The 2,892-nt window shown below is 41.6% G+C and carries 3 protein-coding genes; all 3 read left to right on the top strand.

The features are described from left to right. Nucleotides 1-333 (top strand): solute carrier family 23 protein (locus AABI99_RS17910; RefSeq protein WP_338367477.1); only part of this gene is annotated, 333 nt, incomplete at its 5' end. A 30-nt stretch (nt 334-363) separates the two neighbouring features. Next, entirely contained in the window at nt 364-1,098 is a 735-nt protein-coding gene (locus AABI99_RS17905) for a DUF5020 family protein (protein ID WP_338367476.1), read from the top strand. Nucleotides 1,099-1,309: 211 nt separating this feature from the next. Next, nucleotides 1,310-2,892: TonB-dependent receptor (locus tag AABI99_RS17900; protein WP_338367475.1), on the top strand; the 1,583-nt coding region annotated here is incomplete at its 3' end.

The raw sequence follows: 2,892 nt of genomic DNA, 5'->3' as shown, positions 1-2,892 counted from the left end.
GTTTTAGGGTTATTTCCGGTGGTGGGGGCTGTATTACAAAACATACCTAAACCCGTACTGGGTGGCGCCACGCTGGTAATGTTTGGCACCGTAGCAGCCGCAGGGGTAAAAATACTTGCCAGTGAAAAAATAAACCGCCGTAACTTACTTATTATTGCTGTGAGCTTAGGACTGGGCTTGGGCGTTAGTTTTGTGCCAGAGCTATTTATAAATGCACCTAAATTAGTAACCGCCATATTTGGTAGTGCTGTGACGGTGTCGGGTTTAACAGCAATAGTTATGACCTTGATTTTACCAGAGAACTACTCAGCAAGTACGGATCATCTTAACTAAACTAATAAAATTATAAAAAAGGGATTAACAATGAAAATTACAATAATTAAAAAATTAGCTTTAGTTAGTGCTATCGCAGTGTGTTCAAGTAGTGTGTCGGCAAAAGAGCTATGGTCAGATTTTAGTATAACCGCTATGACCGGCGCCGATTACCTCGAGCCGTTCTCGGGCGAGGAAGACGACAGAAGTGTAGTAACTATTGAGCATGCATCGGGGCATACATGGGGCGGTACCTTCTTTTTTATGGATAGACTAAGTAACCCCGATGAAGTATACGGAGAGCTAAACATAAACCCAACGCTGTACAAGCCACAAAATAGCTTTGTTAAAGAGGTATTTTTAGGGCTACAAACAGAATATGGCTCAGGCGATACCGATCAAAATAACTATTTATTGGGTGGTGGCGTATCGTTAGATGTACCGGGGTTTCAATACTTTAACGTAGCTTATTACCGCCGTTTTCAGGACGATATAGGTATAGAGCGTGAAGATAACAATCAAATAACCGTTACGTGGGGCTACAATAATGGCAACTTTAGGTACGATGGCTTTTTAGATATTGTTGACAGTACCGACACTATGTTTGGTAAAAGCGAAGGCGGTTTTAACTTTACTTCACAACTTAAATACAACATTGCTCCTATGCTTGGCCTAGACACAGGTCGCCTTGATGTAGGCATAGAATACGTATATTGGAAAAATAAGTTTGGCGTAGATGGTCAAACAGAGCACAACCCCAACCTAATGGTTAAATGGCATTTTTAAAACTTTAAGCGTTATAGAATATAAAAAAGGCTGCTAGTAAATGCAGTCTTTTTAGTAGGTTAAACGCCATAAAATAGTTTTTGTAAATAATGGCATTGCTGTAACTTGCTACTTAATCGATTCAGATTTTCATTAAATTAATGAAATGTTAATTGCTGCAGGTATTGATAATTGTTATCATTACCCGAAATAATTAATTAAATATCACGTAATGACTTTGAAAAACACTTTAGCTCTGCCTCTGATTGCTGTCGCGCCATTTTACACTTTGGCTAACGCTAACAATGATATAGAAACAATAGTAGTGACCGCCTCTGGCTTTGAACAAACCTTAGCGCAAGCGCCAGCTTCTATGACTTTAATTAGCAAAAAGCAGCTAGAAAACCGCGCTTATAAAGACTTAACCGATGCACTTAACGATATTGCAGGGGTTACGGTTACCGGTGGTGGCTCGCGACAAGATATAAGTGTACGTGGTATGCCAGCGCAGTATACGGCTATTTTAGTAGACGGTAAAAAGCAATCAGGGCGCGAGTCGCAGCCAAGCGGCAGCGGTGGCTTTGAGCAAGATTGGCTACCACCACTAGATGCTATTGAGCGGATAGAAGTTGTGCGTGGGCCTATGTCTACGCTGTATGGGTCGGATGCAATTGGCGGTGTAATTAATGTTATTACTCGTAAAAGCTATGAAAATTGGCACGCAAACTTGCGTGTTGAAACAACACAACAAGGTAATAGCGATTCTGGCGATGAATACCAAGGCCAAATATATGTAGCTGGTCCATTAATTAAAGACTTACTGAGCATTAATTTATCGGCTCTTTACCAAGAGCGTGAAGAAGATGAAATTGAGCGCGGTTACGGTGAAAAAGAGCTGACAAGTTACAGTGGTACACTGCATTTAACAGCCACCCAGCACGATGTGATATCGCTTGAATACAGCGAACACGATCAAAAACGTATTTCTACCTCGGGGCTATCGTTACCTAGTCGAAATAGCTCTAGCGAAACGAACAATAACCGCAGCACGTGGTCGTTAGCACATAAAGGCAGCTATAGTTGGGGCGCTGCGCATTCGTATATTCAACAAGAGTCGGTTGAAAACGAAGGCCGTGAAATAACCATCGAAAATACCTTAGCAAATACGCAGTGGTCAATTGCACTTGAAAACCACCATGTAACATTAGGCGGCGCATTTGAACAAGAAAAGCTTGATGACAAAACAACAAACGCAGCCACTATTACTAAAATAGATAACAAACAATGGTCGCTATTTGCTGAAGATGAGTGGAGCTTACACCCCGATTTTACCATTACCACGGGTTTACGAGTTGATGATAACGAGCAGTTTGATTCGCACTTGAGTCCACGCCTGTACGGAGTTTGGAATATTAATGAGGCATGGACCTTTAAATCGGGCGTAGCTACCGGTTACAGAGCGCCAGATTTACGCGAGCTTAGCCCTAATTGGATCCAAAGCAGCCGCGGTGGCGACTTATATGGAAATGCTGACCTAGAGCCCGAAACATCCGTCAGTAAAGAAGCGGCTGTGTATTATGCTAACAGTGATTTTCAAATTAATATCACGGTTTTTCATAATAGCTTTGAAGACAAAATTAACACCGTTTTATGTCCTATCACAGTGTGTGGTGATGAAACCGACCGCTATAACATCAATATTGATAAAGCGGTGACTTATGGGGCTGAGCTAAATATAGAAACAATGTTAAGTGCAGATATTACCCTTGCAACTAGCTACAGCTATACGTTTTCTGAGCAACGCAGTGGCGACAA

The organism is uncultured Pseudoalteromonas sp. (genome assembly GCF_963922945.1).
Lineage (GTDB): Bacteria > Pseudomonadota > Gammaproteobacteria > Enterobacterales > Alteromonadaceae > Pseudoalteromonas.
This window is presented reverse-complemented; position numbering and strand designations above follow the sequence as displayed.